14 protein-coding genes are annotated in these 16,258 nt (G+C 64.1%); 7 read left to right on the top strand and 7 right to left on the bottom strand.

The annotated features are described in order from the left end of the window. Positions 1 to 38 precede the first annotated feature (38 nt). From H8B02_RS02210 to H8B02_RS02190, 5 genes are all read left to right on the top strand, one after another. A complete protein-coding gene (locus H8B02_RS02210) occupies positions 39 to 1,397 on the top strand; it encodes a formimidoylglutamate deiminase (protein WP_229164583.1) in 1,359 nt (452 codons plus the stop codon). After that, the gene (gene hutC, locus H8B02_RS02205; protein WP_229164582.1) at positions 1,394 to 2,137 is read left to right on the top strand and encodes a histidine utilization transcriptional repressor HutC; all 744 of its coding nucleotides are present in this window, start codon (positions 1,394 to 1,396) and stop codon (positions 2,135 to 2,137) included. Before H8B02_RS02210 ends, hutC begins: the two co-directional genes overlap by 4 nt. 150 nt (positions 2,138 to 2,287) lie before the next feature. After that, the gene (locus tag H8B02_RS02200; RefSeq protein ID WP_229164580.1) at positions 2,288 to 3,232 is read left to right on the top strand and encodes an ABC transporter substrate-binding protein; all 945 of its coding nucleotides are present in this window, start codon (positions 2,288 to 2,290) and stop codon (positions 3,230 to 3,232) included. Positions 3,233 to 3,310: 78 nt separating this feature from the next. Then, positions 3,311 to 4,084, top strand: coding sequence for an ABC transporter permease (locus H8B02_RS02195; protein WP_229164578.1), 774 nt, complete (start codon positions 3,311 to 3,313; stop codon positions 4,082 to 4,084). Continuing rightward, positions 4,081 to 4,866, top strand: coding sequence for an ABC transporter ATP-binding protein (locus H8B02_RS02190; RefSeq protein WP_229164576.1), 786 nt, complete (start codon positions 4,081 to 4,083; stop codon positions 4,864 to 4,866). Before H8B02_RS02195 ends, H8B02_RS02190 begins: the two co-directional genes overlap by 4 nt. A gap of 117 nt (positions 4,867 to 4,983) precedes the next feature. Here H8B02_RS02190 and H8B02_RS02185 read toward each other — a convergent pair whose 3' ends face one another. The 7 genes from H8B02_RS02185 to urtA all read right to left on the bottom strand — a co-directional run bounded on the left by H8B02_RS02185 (position 4,984) and on the right by urtA (position 11,723). Beyond that, positions 4,984 to 5,331 (bottom strand): FmdB family zinc ribbon protein, encoded by a 348-nt coding sequence (locus H8B02_RS02185; RefSeq protein ID WP_173641971.1) that lies wholly within the window; start codon positions 5,329 to 5,331, stop codon positions 4,984 to 4,986. A gap of 100 nt (positions 5,332 to 5,431) precedes the next feature. Then, the gene (fmdA, locus tag H8B02_RS02180) at positions 5,432 to 6,661 is read right to left on the bottom strand and encodes a formamidase (RefSeq protein WP_229164574.1); all 1,230 of its coding nucleotides are present in this window, start codon (positions 6,659 to 6,661) and stop codon (positions 5,432 to 5,434) included. A gap of 25 nt (positions 6,662 to 6,686) precedes the next feature. Beyond that, positions 6,687 to 7,376, bottom strand: a complete 690-nt coding sequence (gene urtE, locus H8B02_RS02175) for an urea ABC transporter ATP-binding subunit UrtE (protein WP_229164573.1) — start codon at positions 7,374 to 7,376, stop codon at positions 6,687 to 6,689. A gap of 68 nt (positions 7,377 to 7,444) precedes the next feature. Further along, complete coding sequence (gene urtD / locus H8B02_RS02170; protein WP_063695194.1) at positions 7,445 to 8,200, bottom strand: urea ABC transporter ATP-binding protein UrtD; 756 nt, start codon at positions 8,198 to 8,200, stop codon at positions 7,445 to 7,447. Between the two features lie 12 nt (positions 8,201 to 8,212). After that, positions 8,213 to 9,346 (bottom strand): urea ABC transporter permease subunit UrtC, encoded by a 1,134-nt coding sequence (gene urtC, locus H8B02_RS02165; protein ID WP_229164571.1) that lies wholly within the window; start codon positions 9,344 to 9,346, stop codon positions 8,213 to 8,215. 17 nt (positions 9,347 to 9,363) lie between these two features. After that, entirely contained in the window at positions 9,364 to 10,290 is a 927-nt protein-coding gene (gene urtB / locus H8B02_RS02160; RefSeq protein ID WP_229164569.1) for an urea ABC transporter permease subunit UrtB, read from the bottom strand. A gap of 170 nt (positions 10,291 to 10,460) precedes the next feature. Next, positions 10,461 to 11,723, bottom strand: coding sequence for an urea ABC transporter substrate-binding protein (gene urtA / locus H8B02_RS02155; protein ID WP_050400067.1), 1,263 nt, complete (start codon positions 11,721 to 11,723; stop codon positions 10,461 to 10,463). A 167-nt stretch (positions 11,724 to 11,890) separates the two neighbouring features. On the opposite strand from urtA, the gene H8B02_RS02150 reads away from it, so the two are divergent. Both H8B02_RS02150 and H8B02_RS02145 read left to right on the top strand, forming a co-directional pair. After that, the gene (locus H8B02_RS02150) at positions 11,891 to 15,259 is read left to right on the top strand and encodes a hybrid sensor histidine kinase/response regulator (RefSeq protein ID WP_229164567.1); all 3,369 of its coding nucleotides are present in this window, start codon (positions 11,891 to 11,893) and stop codon (positions 15,257 to 15,259) included. Further along, entirely contained in the window at positions 15,249 to 16,175 is a 927-nt protein-coding gene (locus H8B02_RS02145; RefSeq protein ID WP_229164565.1) for a response regulator transcription factor, read from the top strand. Before H8B02_RS02150 ends, H8B02_RS02145 begins: the two co-directional genes overlap by 11 nt. Positions 16,176 to 16,258 lie beyond the last annotated feature (83 nt).

Genomic DNA, 16,258 nt, shown 5'->3' with positions numbered 1-16,258 from the left:
ATAATCGTGTCCGGGTTCTGTCCAGCCGGCATGGAAAAATGACACGACTGCATTTCGCATTCGCGCTGCTGCCCTCGGGCTGGGCCAACGACGTGCAAATCGTGGTCACCGACGGCGCGATCGCCTCGGTGACGGCAGGCGTGCGGCCCGCCGCCGGAGATGAACGTCACCAATTGGCAGTTCCGGGATTGGCGAGCCTGCACAGCCACGCGTTTCAGCGCGGCATGGCCGGCCTTGCCGAACTGCGCGGCGACACCACCGACACGTTCTGGACCTGGCGCGAGACGATGTTCCGCTTTGCGCTGACGATAACGCCGGACGACGTCGCGGCCGTCGCGACCCTGCTCTATGTCGAAATGCTCGAGCGCGGCTTTACCCGCGTCGGCGAGTTCCACTATCTCCATCATGATCGGGACGGCTCGCCTTACGCCAATCCGGCCGAGATGGCCGTGCGCATTACGGAGGCGACCGAGGCGTCCGGCATCGGGCTCACGCTGCTGCCGAGCTTTTATGCACACGGCACGTTCGGCGGCGCAGCACCGCATGCCGGGCAGCGTCGCTTCATCTGTTCGGTCGATCAGTTCGCCGCGCTGATGGCGGCCTCGCGCGAGGCAATCCGAACACTCCCCGGTGCCAACATCGGCATCGCTCCGCACAGCCTGCGCGCTGTGGCGCCGGACGAGCTCGCGGCGATCATTCCGCTTGCCGGGACGGATCCAATCCACATCCACGCCGCCGAACAGGTGCGTGAGGTCGAAGATTGCATGGCCTGGTCAGGCCAACGGCCGGTGCAATGGCTGCTCGAAAACGCCCCGGTCAATCAGCGCTGGTGCCTGATCCACGCAACCCACATGACGGAGCAGGAAGTCACAGCGCTCGCCCGCAGCGGCGCCGTGGCCGGCCTCTGCCCCGTCACCGAAGCAAGCCTCGGCGACGGCATCTTTTCCGCGCGCGAATTCCTCGCCGCCGGCGGCCGGTTCGGCATCGGAACCGATTCCAACGTGCTGGTCGGGGTCGCCGACGAGCTTCGCCAACTCGAATACGGCCAGCGGCTGAAGCACCGCGAGCGCAACGTGCTCTCGGGGCGTCCCGGCGCGTCCACCGGCCGCGCCTTGTTCGATCACGCACTCGCCGGCGGCGCGCAAGCCCTCGCACAAACCAACGCCGGGCTTGTGTCCGGCGCGCGCGCCGACATCGTCAGCCTCGACACCACGCACCCGTCCCTGGCGGGGCGATTGGGCGATGCCGTCCTCGACGGCTGGCTGTTTGCAGCCGGAGGCGACGCGATCGATTGCGTCTGGGCTGGCGGCGACAAGGTCGTCGCCGGCGGACGGCACCGGTTGCGCGACATGGCGCGCGAGCGGTTCAACACCTGCGTCCGGAGGCTCGTGGCATGAGCCTCGCTTCCGATCAGGCCAGGCCGGGCGCCGCCGAAAAGCCGACGCTCTACAAGCGGATCCGGCTCGACATCGAGACCCGCATCCTGACGGGCGAATGGCCGCCGGGCCACCGCATCCCGTTCGAGCACCAGTTGATGGCGCGCTACCGCTGCTCGCGCATGACCGTCAACAAGGCGCTGTCGGAACTGGCGCGGGCCGACCTGATCGAGCGGCGGCGGCGCGCCGGCTCATTCGTGCGCCGTCCGCAGCATCTGTCGGCGGTGCTCAAGATCTCCGACATTCGCGCCGAGATCACCGCGCTCGGCCGCAGCTACGGCTATCAACTGATCGATTGCCGGCGACGCACCGCGACTGCGGCCGATCGCGCCCGGCTCGGTATGAGCACGGCCGGCAAGGTGATCGCGATCGCCTGCCGGCACAGCGCCGACAATGTGCCGTTTGCCGTTGAAGACAGGCTGATTGATCTCTCGACGGTTCCGGAGGCCGCGACGGCCGACTTCGCCCGCGAGCCGCCGGGATCATGGCTGCTGCATCACGTGCCTTGGACCGAGGCTGAACATACGATCAGCGCGGTCGTTGCTGACGATCGCACCGCGAAAGCGCTCGACATCGCGGTCGGCGCGCCCTGCCTTGTGATCGACCGCTACACCTGGCGCAGCGCGCGCACGGTAACGGCGGTGCGGCTGCATTATCCAGGCGAGACGCACCGGCTGGTGGCTCGCTTCAAGGGAGGCTGAGACGGCTTGCGCGGCATATTTCATGCAATGCATCATGGGCCACCATCCACCAACGTCTCTGATGCGGCAATCCGCCGCGACTGACGTGAAGACATCACTGACGTGAAGACATCAACAGGGTTCAATCCATCGTCCAAGGGGTCGACAATCATGCGTTCGTTCAAGCTATTGCCCGCAATCGCAGCTTTGCTCGCGTCTACCGCCGCGTTCGCGGATGACGTCAAGGTCGGCGTCGGCATCTCCGGCTGGACCGGGTTCGCGCCGCTGACGCTCGCCAAGGAGGCCGGCATCTTCAAGAAGAACGGCCTCGACGTGACCTTGAAGAAGATTCCGCAGAAGGACCGCCATCTCGCGATCGCTTCGGGCGACATCCAGTGCGCGGCGACGACGGTGGAGACCTGGATCTCCTGGAACGCCAACGGCGTCGCGACCAAGCAGATCTTCCAGCTCGACAAGAGCTATGGCGCCGACGGCATGGCCGTGCGCAACGACGTCGCCGCGATCAAGGATCTCAAAGGCAAGACCGTCGCGGCGTCGGCGCCGGGCACCTCGCCCTACTTCGCGCTGGCCTGGATGCTGAAGAAGAACGGCCTCTCGGTGAAGGACGTCACCGTGGTCAATTTGGAGCCCGCCGCCGCGGCGCAGGCCTTCGTCTCCGGCCAGAACGATGCCGCGATGACCTACGAGCCTTATTTGTCGACCGTGCGCGCCGCCCCCGACAAGGGCAAGATCATCGCGACCACGCTCGACTATCCGATCGTGATGGACACGTTCGGCTGCACCCCGAAATTCCTCACCGACAATCCGAAGGCGGCCCAGGCGCTGGCCGACAGCTATTTCGAGGCGCTCGACATGATCGCCAAGGATCAGGCCAAGGCCTATGAGATCATGGGCGCCGACGTGAAGCAGTCCGGCGAGCAGTTCGGCAACTCGGCAAAGTACCTGCGCTGGCAGGACAAGGCCGCCAACCAGAAGTTCTTCGCCGGCGACTTCCTCAGCTTCAACAGGGATGCCGCGGAGCTCCTGCTCGAGGTCGGCATCATCAAGGCCGCGCCGAAGGTTGAAGACATCTACGACGCCAGCTTCATCAAGTAACGCAGCCATCATTTCGGCCGGTCCCGCCTCGCGACAAGCCGGGCGGGATTGGCGCATGAGATACGCCCGGATCAATTGATGCGTCCCCTTGAGCCCACAACATCGAAGCAGCGCGTGGTCTACGGCCTCGCCTTCTTCGTGCTGTTCGTCGCCCTCTGGTCCTGGGCGACGTTCGGCGGCCATGTATCCAAGACATTCCTCGCCAACCCGCTCACCATGGTGCAGGAAGGCTATGAGCTGCTCGCCAAGCAAGGCTTCCTGTTCGACATCGGAATGACGATCTGGCGCGTCATCGGCGGCTTTGCCCTTGCCGCCGTCATCGCGGTGCCGATCGGCGTGCTGATGGGCGCCTACAAGCCGGTCGAGGCCTTTCTCGAACCCTTCGTATCCTTTGCGCGCTATCTGCCGGCATCGGCCTTCATCCCGTTGTTGATCCTGTGGGCGGGCATCGGCGAGCTGCAAAAGCTGCTCGTGATCTTCATCGGCGCGGTGTTTCAGATCATCCTGATGGTGGCCGTGACCGTCGGCGCCACACGGCGCGACCTGGTCGAAGCGGCCTACACGCTCGGCGCCGGCGACAGCGGCGTCATCCGCCGCGTGCTGCTGCCCTCCGCGGCGCCCGAGATCGCAGAGATCCTGAGGCTGGTGCTCGGCTGGGCCTGGACCTACGTCATCGTGGCCGAATTGATCGGCTCATCGTCCGGCATCGGGCACATGATCACCGACAGCCAGGCGCTGCTCAACACCGGCCAGATCATCTTCGGCATCATCGTGATCGGGCTGATCGGCCTGATCTCCGACTTCCTGTTCAAGGCCTTCAACGCCTGGCTGTTCCCGTGGAAGCTCGCATGACCGCGCTGAGGATCGATCAGGTCTCGCGAACCTTTCCCGCCCGCGCCGGCCACGCGCCGACGAGAGCCCTCGAGCCGACCACGCTCGATGTCGGCGACAACGACTTCGTCACCATCCTCGGTCCCTCCGGCTGCGGGAAATCCACCCTGCTCCGGATCATCGCCGGGCTCGACCGGCCGACCAGCGGACGGGTCACGCTCGATGGCCGCGAGGTCACCGGCCCCGGCGCCGACCGCGGCATGGTGTTTCAGTCCTACACGCTGTTCCCCTGGCTGACCGTGCGCGAGAACATCGCCTTCGGCCTGCGCGAGCGCGGCGTTCCGCAACAAGGGCGCCATGACATCGCCGACGCCTTCATTCGCCGGGTCGGGCTATCCGGCTTCGAACATCATTGGCCGAAGCAGCTGTCCGGCGGCATGCAGCAACGCACCGCGATCGCCCGCGCGCTGGCCAATGATCCGAAGATCCTGCTGCTCGACGAACCGTTCGGCGCGCTCGACAACCAGACGCGCGCATTGATGCAGGAGATGCTGCTCGGGATCTGGGAGCGCGATCAGAAGACGGTGCTGTTCGTCACCCACGACATCGAGGAAGCGATCTTCCTCGGCAGCCGCGTCATCGTCATGAGCGCGCGTCCCGGCCGCGTCAAGGCCGAGATCGCGGTCGAGCTGCCGCATCCCCGCTCCTACAAGATCAAGACCACGCCCGAATTCGTCGCGCTGAAGGAACGGCTGGTCGAGGAGATCCGCACCGAGGCGCTGAAGGTCGCCGAGCAGGCCTGACGATCAGCCACGCCTCTAGAGCCTTTCCCGTTCCGATTGGATCGGAACGGGGCTCTAGGCTTTTGTCTTGACGCGTTTTCTCAACGCGAACCGGTATCTACTTCGCTCGAAAACGCTCTAGTGGCTGATCATCCAGGGACGCGCGGTCGGAAAGCCTTTCGCGCCGCTCTTCGTCTTGGTCATCAGCCGCGCCGGCTTCTTCTTGCCCGTAGAGCAGCAGCCGCAGCCCGGGCCGTGCGCGGCCTTGTACTGATCGAGCGTCTTCGGCGCGTGCCGGCTCTGCTCGTTGGTGGCGTGCGCCTTGCGCTTGTCCGAGGGCATGCAGAAGAACGCCGGCGCAGTGAGGATCACACGCGGCGACGTCGTCTCGCATTGCGGGCAGTCCTGCGGCAGGTCGCATTCCGCCATCGGCCGCATGTCGGTAAAGGGACCGCAATCGTTGCAGAGATATTCGTAGATCGGCATTTCCTTAATCCTTGCGCAGTCGTTGTGACGTCCGGCGATGGATGCGGGGCGGCCAATACGCAGCCGTCCCGCACCCTTCGCGCAGGGATCACTTGAAGGATCACTTGTCTGGCGAGATCGGCATCTGCACGTCGCCCTTGATGTGCTTGATCGGTCCCGCCGACGACGGCATGACGTCGAAGTCGAAGATCTCCGTCGGCAACCACAGCGTGGCGCAGGCGTTGGGCACGTCGACCACGCCGGAGATATGGCCCTGACACGGCGCGGTGCCGAGGATCGAATAGGCCTGGGCGCCGGAGTAGCCGAACTTCTTCAGATACTCGATCGCGTTGAGGCAGGCCTGGCGATAGGCAATGTGGACATCGAGATAGTGTTGCTTGCCCGCCTCGTCGACCGAGATGCCCTCGAAGATCAGATAGTCCTTGTAGTTCGGCGTGATCGGCGACGGCTTGAACACGGGGTTCTTGATGCCGTACTTCGATACGCCGTCCTTGATGATGTCGACCTTGATGTGCAGCCAGCCGGCCATCTCGATGGCGCCGCAGAAGGTGATCTCGCCGTCGCCCTGGCTGAAATGCAAATCGCCCATCGAAAGGCCGCCGCCCGGTACATAGACCGGGAAATAGATCTTCGATCCGCGCGACAGATCCTTGATGTCGCAGTTGCCGCCATGCTCACGCGGCGGCACGGTGCGGGCGCCCTCAAGACCGATCTTGGCCTTGACGTCACCCTTGGCCTGGCCGGCATGCGCGGTCGGCGCGAACGGCGGATTGGCGAGGCCCGGCACGCGGGTCGGGTTGGTCGCGATCAGCTCGGCTTCGCGCTTGTTCCAGGCCGCCAGCATCTTGGCGTCGGGCAGACAGCCGATCAGGCCGGGATGGATCAGGCCGGCGAAGTCGACGCCCGGGATGTGACGCGACGACGTGTAGAGACCCTTGATGTCCCAGATCGACTTCTGCGCGAGCGGGAAATGGTCGGTGAGGAAGCCGCCACCATTCTGCTTGGAGAAGAAGCCGTTGAAGCCCCACAGGCTCTCCTTCAAGGGACCGACGTCGAGCAGGTCGACGACGAGGAGATCGCCGGGCTCGGCGCCCTTGACGCCGATCGGACCGGACAGGAAGTGCACGATCGACAGATCGATGTCGCGCACGTCATCGGCGGAATCGTTGTTCTTGATGAAGCCACCGGTCCAGTCGACCGTCTCGATGATGAAGTCGTCGCCCGGGCTGACCCACTCGACGATCGGAACCTCCGGATGCCAGCGGTTGTGAATCTTGTCGTTTTCATAGGCCGACTTGCTGAGATCGACCTTGATCAGTGTATCAGGCATCGAGATGCTCCCCTTCGCTTACTGGTTAGACGGAAAGATATTTCGAGATCTGCGCGGCATCGACGCTGGCGCGCGAATCGTCGCGGACGATCTCGCCGTTCTCGATGACCAGCACACGGTCGGCGATGTCGAGCGCGAAGCTCAGGACCTGCTCGGAGACGACGATCGACAGCCCCCGTTCATCGCGGATCCGCTTCAGGGTGCGCGCCATGTCCTTGATGATCGACGGCTGGATGCCTTCGGTCGGCTCGTCCAGCAGCAGCACCTTCGGCTTGGTCGCCAGCGCGCGGGCGATCGCGAGCTGCTGCTGCTGTCCGCCCGAGAGATTGCCGCCGCGGCGGCCCTTCATCTCGAGCAGCACCGGAAACAGCTCGTAGATATCGCCGGGCACTTCCGAGCCGCCGGAGATAACGAGGCCGGTCTCGATGTTCTCCTTCACCGTCATGGTGGAGAAGATCATGCGGCCCTGCGGCACGTACGCAAGCCCCTTCGCCACCCGCTCGTAGCTCTTCATCGCGCCGAGTTCGGTGCCGTCCATGGTCACCTTGCCGCTCTTGGCCGGCAGGATGCCCATCAGCGACTTCATCAGCGTGGTCTTGCCCATGCCGTTGCGGCCCATGATCGCGACGATCTCGTTGGGCGCGACGGAGACGTTGAGGCCGTGCAGCACCTCGCTCTGGCCGTAGGCGACATGAAGATCATTGATTGCCAGCATCGCGGTGTTCCTCAGTTCTTGCCCATGATCTTGTCCGGAAACTGGACGCCACTTTCCGGGATCATGGGCTAGTGGCCCAGGTAAACTTCGATCACTTTTGGATCGTTCTTGACGTGCTCCATCGTCCCTTCGGACAGGATCTGGCCCTGATGCAGCACCGTGACCTTGTGCGCGATGTCCTCGACGAACTTCATGTCGTGCTCGATCACCAGCACCGAGCGGTCCTTGATGATCCGGTTGAGCAGCTCGGCGGTCTTGGCGCGCTCGGAGACGCTCATGCCGGCCACCGGCTCGTCGAGCATCAAGAGATCCGGGTCCTGGATCAGCAGCATGCCGATCTCGAGCCACTGCTTCTGGCCATGGCTGAGCTGGTCGGCATAGGTGTTGAGGCGGTCCTTCAGGAAGATCATCTCGGCGACCTCCTCGACCCGCTGCTTGACCGCGTCGTCGCGCTGGAAAGTCAGCGAGCCGAACACGGTGCGGCCGCGCGGGTAGGAGATTTCGAGGTTCTCGAACACGGTGAGGTCCTCGAACACCGACGGCGTCTGGAACTTACGGCCGACGCCAGCCTGCACGATCTCGTTCTCGCGCAGCCGGGTCAGCTCCTGGCCGCGGAACTGGATCGAGCCTGACGTGGCCCTTGTTTTGCCGCAGATCAGGTCGAGCACGGTGGTCTTGCCGGCGCCGTTCGGGCCGATGATGACGCGGATCTCGTTCTCCTCAACATAGAAGGAGAGATCGTTCACCGCCTTGAAGCCGTCAAAGGACACGGTGAGTCCGGAGACCGCGAGCAGGAAATCCTTGGGCTGATGGCCGACGAGCATGATGGTCCCTCCTCACTCGGCCGGTGCGCCGTCGGCGACAAGGCCCGCCGATTTTGATCTTCGCGATGCCAGCAGGCGATCGATGCGCGGCTGGATATGGTCCGCCCAGACACCGGCGAGGCCGTTCGGGAAGGCCAGCACCACCGCGATGAACAGCGCGCCGAGGCCGAACAGCCAGAGCTGCGGGAAGGATTCCGAGAGGCTGGTCTTGGCGAAATTGACCAGCAGCGCGCCCCAGACCGCGCCGAAGATCGACATCCGGCCACCAACCGCGGTGTAGATCACCATCTCGATCGACGGCACGATGCCGACAAAGGAGGGCGACATGAAGCCGACCTCGAGCGTGAACATGGCGCCGCCGATCGCGGCGAACACCGCCGCGGCACAGAACGCGAAGATCTTGAAGTTGGCGACGCTGTAACCGGAGAAGCGCACGCGATCCTCCTGCTCCCTCATCGCCACCAGGATGCGCCCGAGTTTTGTCAGGCGGATGAATTGCGCGGCAACGATGCATCCGAACAGCAACACAACCTCGACAAAATACAGAATGAACTTGGCGTGATCGGTGCGGATGTCCCAGCCGTGCAGTGTGCGCAGATCCGTGATGCCGTTGATGCCGCCGGTGTAACCCTGCTGCCCCACGATCAGAATGGTGAGGATCGCGGCGATCGCTTGCGTGATGATCGCAAAGTAGACGCCGCCGACCCGGCGCTTGAACATCGCGGCGCCGATGATCAGCGCGAAGAAGGCAGGAACCAGCAAGATCGCCAGCAGCGTGACCGGGAAGCTGTGGAACGGCTTCCAGAACAGCGGAAGCTGCGTGATCTGGTTCCAGTCCATGAAGTCGGGGATACCGGGCGTCGACTGGATCTTGGTGTTCGCGACCGAGGACGCCTCGAGCTTGAGGTACATCGCCATGCAGTAGCCGCCGAGACCGAAGAACACGCCTTGCCCCAGGCTCAGGATGCCGCCATAGCCCCAGCACAGCACGAGGCCGATGCCGACGAAGGCGTAAGTCAGGTATTTGGCGACCAGGTTGAGGCGGAAGATATCCAGCGACAGCGGCAGGATGAGAAGCAACAGCACCGCGAGCGCAAGGAAGCCGAGCAGTTCGGAGCGATTGAAAAAGCGCGAGTTGATGACCATGACCTGCCTGCTTGTTCTTATTTGCGGACGTTGAGCGCGAAGAGCCCCTGCGGACGCACCATCAGGATCGCGACGATGGTCAAGAGCGTGATCACCTTGGCCATCGATCCCGACAGGAAGAACTCCAGCGTCGACTGGGTCTGCGAGATCGAGAAGGCGGAGGCGATGGTGCCGAACAGCGAGGCGGCGCCGCCGAACACGACGACCAGGAAGGTGTCGACGATGTAGAGCTGGCCGGCGGTCGGCCCGGTCGAGCCGATCATGGTGAAGGCCGAGCCTGCAATCCCGGCGATGCCGCAACCGAGGCCAAAGGTGTAGCGATCGACCTTCTCGGTATTGATGCCGACGGCGCCCGCCATCACGCGGTTCTGCACCACGGCGCGCACCTGCTTGCCCCAACTGGACCAGAACAGCACATAGGCGACCACGATCGTGATCAGCATGGTCAGCGCCATCACGAACATGCCGTTGATCGGGATCTGGATCGAGTCGGTCGCCTGCCAGGAGCCCATCATCCATTCCGGCAGCTCGACGCCGACCTCGCGCGCGCCAAAGATCGAGCGATAGGCCTGCTGCAGGATCAGGCTGAGCCCCCAGGTTGCCAGCAGCGTATCGAGCGGGCGCTTGTAGAGATGGCGTATCAGCGCCCATTCGACCAGCATGCCGAGTGCGCCGGAGGCGATGAATGCCAGGATCATCGCGATGAAGAAGTAGCCGGGGAACAGCCAGGGCGCGACGTGCTGCACGGCGTTCGACGTCATCCAGGTGACGTAGGCGCCGAGGATCATGAACTCGCCATGCGCCATGTTGATGACGCCCATCTGGCCGAAGATGATGGCAAGCCCGAGCGCCATCAGCACATAGACGGAGAACAGGATGAGCCCGGCAAATCCTTGCATTGCAAGGATGGCGCCGAGATCACTGATCGAATAGTCGCCGAACATCTGGTCCTCCGTCATTCCAAGGGGCACGCGCCGCCGGTCAAGCGACGCTCGTTCCGTGGCGAGGACGATGACGTCCACGCCACGATGCGTTGTGTGCTTCGTTGCCCGGGTGAGCGGGTGCGATACCGGGGACGGCCCCGCATATCGCTCCGCTCATGCGGGCTACTGGCTCACTGGTAGCCCTTGGGGAACGGATCCGGCTCGACGAGATCGGCGGTCTCGTAGATCAGCTCATACTGCCCATCGGCCTTGGCGCGTCCGACGCGGGTCTTCGACCACAGATGATGGTTCTCGTGGATCCGGACATAGCCTTCCGGCGCGCCCTTGAACTCGACGCCGGGGGAAGCCGCCGCGATCTTGTCGATGTCGAAGGAGCCCGCCTTCTCGACCGTCAACTTCCACAGCCACGGGCCGAGATAGGCAGCCTGTGTCACGTCGCCGATCACGGTCTTCTCGCCCCACATCTTCTTGAACGCGGGTACGAAGGCCTTGTTGTTCGGATTGTCGAGCGACTGGAAGTACTTCATGCAGGCATAGGCACCGGCGATGTTCTCGCCGCCGATACCGTCGATCTCGTCCTCGGTGACCGAGATGGTCAGCAGCGTCTGCTTCGACAGGTCGATGCCGGCCGCCTTGAGCTGCTTGTAGAACGCGACATTGGAGCCGCCGACGATGATCGCGTAGATCACGTCCGGCTTGGTCAGCTTGATCTTGTTGATGACCGAGTTGAACTGGGTCGAGCCGAGCGGGAAGTACTCCTCACCGACCACCTTGCAGCCCTGCAGATGGTTCTCGATGTGCTTGCGCGCGATCTTGTTCGAGGTGCGAGGCCAGATGTAGTCCGAGCCGAGCAGATAGAAGCTCTTGGCGCCCTTGGTCTTGTTGACCCAGTCGAGGCCGGCGATGATCTGCTGCGTCGCCTCCTGGCCGGTGTAGATGACGTTCTTGGACTGCTCGAGGCCTTCATAGAAGGTCGGGTAATAGAGCATGCCGTTGTACTGCTCGAACACCGGCAGCACCGCCTTGCGCGAGGCCGAGGTCCAGCAGCCCATCACGGCCGCGCATTTGTCGTTGACCAGGAGCTTCTTGGCCTTTTCCGCGAAGGTCGGCCAGTCGCTCGCGCCGTCTTCCTGGATGAACTTGATCTTGCGGCCGAGCACGCCGCCGGCGGCGTTGATCTGCTCGATCGCGAGCTTCTCGGCCTCGACAGATCCGGTCTCGGAGATCGCCATGGTGCCGGTCACGGAATGCAGGATGCCCACCGTGACTTCGCTATCGGTGACTGCAAGACCCGTGGTGTTGACCGCGGAGGTTGCAGGAACGTCTGCAAAAGCGGGACGGCCCAGCATCGAAACGGCCGGCAAAGCAGCCATTCCCATCAAGAGCTTGCGCCGGAGCGGAGACTTCAGGCCTGGTTTGGTTTCGTCTGACATGAGCACCCCATTGGTTCGAGAACGCTTATTGATCGGGCGAGGATTGCTTACTTTTGTGCAGCGCACTGATACGTGAGATCGCGTATACTGCACCGCAAAATAGCGACGTAGGTTTTTGGTACGGGATTTGCCCGCGATCAGAGCATCGTGGACCAGGAGTAGAGCGAGTGGCAGGGCGGCAGCGGATTGACCGCGTCAGGCGCCAATATAATCAATGGGTCGCCAACCAGACGCTGGAAGACTATGCGCTGCGCTTCACCGCCAAGAGCGCGCGGCGCTGGTCCGCCGCCCGCGTCGCCAACACCGCGCTCGGCGCGATCTCCTTCCTTGCGCTCGAGGCGATCGGTGGCACCATCACGCTGAACTACGGCGCGATGAATGCCTCCGCGGCGATCCTGGTCGTTAGCGTCATCATCTTCCTCTGCGGACTGCCGATCGCCTACCATGCCGCGAAAAGCGGCATCGACATCGACCTGCTGACCCGCGGCGCCGGCTTCGGCTATATCGGCTCGACCATCACGTCGCTGATCTACGCCTCCTTCACCTTCATCTTCTTCGCGATCGAGGCCGTGATCCTGGCCAGCGCGCTGGACATGTGTTTCGGCATCCCGCGGCCGATCGGCTACCTGATCAGCGCGGTCGTGATCATTCCGCTAGTCGTCTACGGCATCACGCTGATCAGCCGCTTTCAGCTCTGGACCCAGCCGCTGTGGGTGATCCTCCACATCATGCCGTTCGCGGCGATCGCCTGGGCCAATCCGCATTCGTTCACCGAGTGGCGCAAGTTCGCCGGCGAGCACGGCGATCCCGCGGGCAACCTCGATCTCCTGCTGTTCGGCACGGCGGCCTCCGTCGTGTTTGCGCTGGTGGCGCAGATCGGCGAGCAGGTCGACTTCCTGCGCTTCCTGCCGCGCGACCGCCGCACCTCGCGAAAGGCCTGGTGGATCGCGTTGCTCAGCGCCGGTCCAGGCTGGATCGTGCTCGGCGCGCTCAAGCTGCTCGCCGGCTCGTTCCTGGCCTTCTTCGCGCTCAGCCACGGCGTGTCGGCCGAGCACGCGGCCGAGCCCGCGAACATGTATCTCGAAGCCTTCCGCTACGTGCTGTCACAGCCGGATCTCGCGATGGCGCTGACCGGGACGTTCGTGATCCTGTCGCAGGTCAAGATCAACGTCACCAACGCCTATGCCGGCTCGATCGCCTGGTCGAACTTCTTCTCCCGCCTCACCCATTCGCATCCCGGCCGCGTGGTGTGGCTGGTGTTCAACGTCGTCGTCGCGCTGCTGTTAATGGAGATCGGCGTCTACAAGGCGCTGGAGCAGACGCTGGCGCTCTACTCCAACGTCGCGATCGCCTGGGTCGGCGCGCTGGTGGCCGACCTCGTCATCAACAAGCCGCTCGGCTTGCGGCCACAACACATCGAGTTCAAGCGCGCCCACCTCTGCGACATCAATCCGGTCGGCGTCGGCGCCATGACGATTGCGACCGTGGTCTCGATCAGCGCATTCTACGGCCTGTTCGGCCCGACCGCGAAAGCGCTGTCGGCCTTCGTCGCGCTTGCGGTCGCCTTCATCGCGGCACCCCTCATTGCCTGGGCGACCGGCGGCAAGTACTACATCGCCCGCAAGCCGAAGCGGAGCTGGCAGAACATTGAATCGATCCAGTGCTGCATCTGCGAGCATGCGTTTGAGCCCGAGGACATGGCCGCCTGCCCGGCCTATGCCGGCCCGATCTGCTCATTGTGCTGCTCGCTCGACGCGCGCTGCCACGACCTCTGCAAGCCGCATGGACGGATCGGCGCCCAGGTCTCGGACGCCCTGGGCAAGGTGATGCCGCAGCCGATCTACGCCCGCATCAATTCGCAGCTCGGCCATTACCTCGGCGTGTTCGCGGTCTCGGCCGGCCTCGTGGCGCTGGTGCTCGGCCTGATCTACCTGCAGACCACCGCAGCCGTGCATGCCAACGAGCTATTAGCCGACGTGCTGTGGAAGGTGTTCTTTGCGCTGACCCTCATCATCGGCGTCGTCGCTTGGCTGTTCGTGCTGGCGCAACAGAGCCGGCGTGCCGCGGAAGACGAAACCCGCCGGCAGACCACGCTGCTAATCCAGGAGATCGACGCCCACAAGCGCACCGACGCCGAGCTGCAGCGCGCCAAGGAAGTCGCCGAGGCCGCCAATCTCGCCAAGAGCAGATACGTCGTCGGCCTCAGCCACGAGCTCCGCTCGCCGCTCAATGCGATCTCCGGCTACGCACAGCTGCTGGAGCAGGACGACAGCCTCCCGGTGCGGCCCCGCGGGCAAGTGCGCGTGGTCCGCCGGAGCGCCGATCATCTGTCGGGACTGATCGACGGCATCCTTGATATCTCCAAGATCGAGGCCGGCCGCCTCTATCTTTCGCGCGATGAGGTGCGGCTGAACGATTTCCTCGAGCAGCTGGTCGGCATGTTCCGCCTGCAGGCCGCGGCCAAGGGCATCGACTTCGTGTTCAGGCGGCCGGCCGTGCTGCCGGTCGTGGTCTATGCCGACGAGAAGCGGCTGCGGCAAATCCTGATCAACCTGCTCTCGAACGCGATCAAGTTCACGCAGACCGGCAAGGTGCAATTCGTGGTGCATTATCGCAGCCCGGTCGCCGAGTTCGAGGTGATCGATACCGGGCCGGGCATCCAGCCCGACGATCTCGAACGGATCTTCGCGCCGTTCGAGCGCGGCGCGCTCGGCGTCACCCAGCCGCAGACCGGCACCGGGCTCGGCCTCACCATCAGCCGCCTGCTCGCGGGTGTGATGGGCGGCGACATCAAGGTCTTGAGCACGGTCGGCACCGGCAGCACCTTCCGCGTCAAGCTGCTGCTCTCCGAAGTCACCAATCCACGCCGCGATGCGCCGGTCGACGCTCCGGTGTACGGCTATCACGGCCCGCGCAAGACGATCCTGATCACCGACGATGACCCGACCCACCGCGACCTCCTGCGCGAGATCCTGGCGCCGCTTGGCTTCATCCTGCTCAGTGCACCGGACGGGCCAGGTTGCCTTGCCCTCGCGCAGCATTGCCGGCCGGACATGTTCCTGCTCGACATCTCGATGGCGGGCATGGACGGCTGGACGGTCGCTGAAACCTTGCGCTCCGAAGGCCATCACCAGGCCCGCATCCTGATGATATCCGCGAGCGCATTGGAAGCCCATGGCGCGCCACTGGCGCAACCGTTCCACGACGGCTATTTGATGAAGCCGATCGACATCCCGCGGCTGCTCGAGAGCATCCGCCAACTGCTCAAGATCGAGTGGCAGTATGAGGCCGAGCAGGTTCCGCCCCCGCAATGGAAGCCCGACACTGGTTCGCGCCCGCCGGTGAAGTATGTCGAAGAGCTGATCAGCCTCGGCCAGCTCGGCTATATCAGGGCGATCCAGCTCAAGCTCGACGAGATCGGCAACGAATGTCCCGAACATGCCGACTTCGTCGGCCAGATGCGCACGCTGATCGACCGGTTCGATCTTGATCAATATATGGCGACGTTGAAAACATTGCACAGCTATGACCATTGAACAGCGAAAGCGCGACGTCGCCCTCGTCGTCGACGACTCGCCCGAGACGTTGCGCCTGCTCACCGACGCGCTCGACGGCGCCGGCATGACCGTGATGGTCGCACTCGACGGCGCCTCCGCGATGCGCATCGTCGACCAGATCACGCCCGATATCGTGCTGCTCGATGCCGTGATGCCCGGCATGGACGGGTTCGAGACCTGCCGGCGGCTGAAGCGCGACGCCGGGCTCGACGGCGTCCCGATCATCTTCATGACGGGGCTGGCCGAAACCGAGCACATCGTGCGTGGGCTGGAAGCCGGCGGCGTCGACTATGTCACCAAGCCGATCGTGGTCGAGGAAATGCTGGCGCGCATCCGGGTGCATCTCGCCAATGCGCGGATGACGCAGAGCGCCCGCGCCGCGCTGGACGTCTCCGGCCGCTATCTGCTCGCGGTCAACAGCTCAGGCACGCTGCTATGGGCGACGCCGCAGGCACAGCGACTGCTGTCGGATACGCTTGCCGACGCCGCCGACAATTTCGTGCTGCCGGAGCCGATGCCGCAATGGCTTGAACAGGCGCAGAAGGGCAAAGCCGGAGCGAAGACCGCAACCGTGGCGCCATTCCCCGGCAGCGAGCAGCTTCGCCTGCAGTTCATGGGCAAGCTCGGGCCCAACGAATTCCTGCTGCGGCTGGCCAAGGACGCCAGCGGCGACATGCCGGCCGAGTTCTCCAGCGAGCTCGGCCTGACCACCCGCGAGGGCGAGGTGCTGTCCTGGCTCTCCAAGGGCAAGACCAACCGCGACATCGCGCAGATCCTGGGCTTAAGCCCGCGCACCGTCGACAAGCATCTCGAGCAGATCTACGCAAAACTCGGCGTCGAGAACCGCACCGCCGCCGCCGCGATCGCGGTCAACGCCAGGCATCGCAAGTCGTAGCCTGCCGCCTCCGCTGCCGGCGCGCGTCCGGAAATGGCCAATCGCCTCGGACCGTGACAGGATGGGCATGATCGCTCATTCCT

Origin of the sequence: Bradyrhizobium altum (assembly GCF_020889705.1) — a bacterium.
Lineage (GTDB): Bacteria > Pseudomonadota > Alphaproteobacteria > Rhizobiales > Xanthobacteraceae > Bradyrhizobium > Bradyrhizobium altum.
This window is presented reverse-complemented; position numbering and strand designations above follow the sequence as displayed.